General features: G+C 75.8%; 1 pseudogene. It reads right to left on the bottom strand.

Annotation, left to right across the window (positions count from 1 at the left end):
- Positions 1-592 (bottom strand): annotated as a pseudogene (locus A5481_RS34900) (ATP-binding protein); the annotation flags it as partial.
- Positions 593-988 lie beyond the last annotated feature (396 nt).

Below are 988 nucleotides of genomic sequence, written 5' to 3'. Positions count from 1 at the left end.
CGTAGCCCTGGAGCCAGGCATGGGCGAGGCCGACGGCGGCGAGGTCCTGCGAGCGCAGCAGGCAGAGGGCGCGGAAGACGTCCTGGTGCTTGAGCGCCCGCACGGTGTCGACGTGCATCAGCGCCCGCACCAGCAGGTCGACGATCCGGCGGGTGTCGATGTTGGGGGTGTTGAACGCCTGCTCGACCTGCTCCTCGACCTTGAAGCGCCGGGCGACGCCGGCCAGCACCGCGTCGGACTGGCGCCGCCCGCCCGGCATCGGCTGCATCAGGGCGGTGAGGTAGCTCAGGGCCGCGCTGCGCCAGAAATCGGTCAGCCCGAGCACGTCGAGGAGCACGAACCAGCCGCCCGATTCCCACGCCTCGCGGCGGATCTGGCCGACGAGGTGGGTCTTGCCGATGCCCGGCTCGCCGACGAGCACCCGGCCCCGGGCGCGCCCCGCCGCGCCCGGCTGGGCGTGCAGGGCCGCGACGATCCCGGGAATCAGCCCCTCGTTGGGCGCGCCGGTCGGCTCGGCGTCGAGCCAGACGCTGTCGAGGGTGCGCACCCAGTCGAAATTGACGCGGCGCAGGGCGTCGAGGGCGTCGCTCATGCGTGGATCCAGATCTCGTGGAAGGGTTCGCCCGCGGGGCTGAAGGCCGCCGCGCGCTCGGCGGCGTCGAGGGCCTTCGGGTCGCTGATCCGGGTCAGCCGGATCGTCGGATCGCCGCCCAGGANNGCGGCGCGGTCGAGGTCGGGCAGCGCCGCCCGCAGGGCGCTGAGGCGCAGGCCCGTCGCCCTCCGGCCGCCGGTGCAGGCGAGGTAGGCCCGCTCGATCCGGGCGCGGAGCTGGCGCGGGGTGGGCTGTCCGGGGGTCGCCTTGCGCGGGGCAGCCTTGGGTGGAGCAGCCTTGCGCGGGGCGACCTTGCGCGCGGCCTTCGGCCCCGGCGTCGCCCGCTCGGGCGCCGGCCCGACGAACTCGGCGAGGGTCGCGCCGGTCGCCGCGAGG

The organism is Methylobacterium platani, assembly GCF_001653715.1.
Lineage (GTDB): Bacteria > Pseudomonadota > Alphaproteobacteria > Rhizobiales > Beijerinckiaceae > Methylobacterium > Methylobacterium platani.
This window is presented reverse-complemented; position numbering and strand designations above follow the sequence as displayed.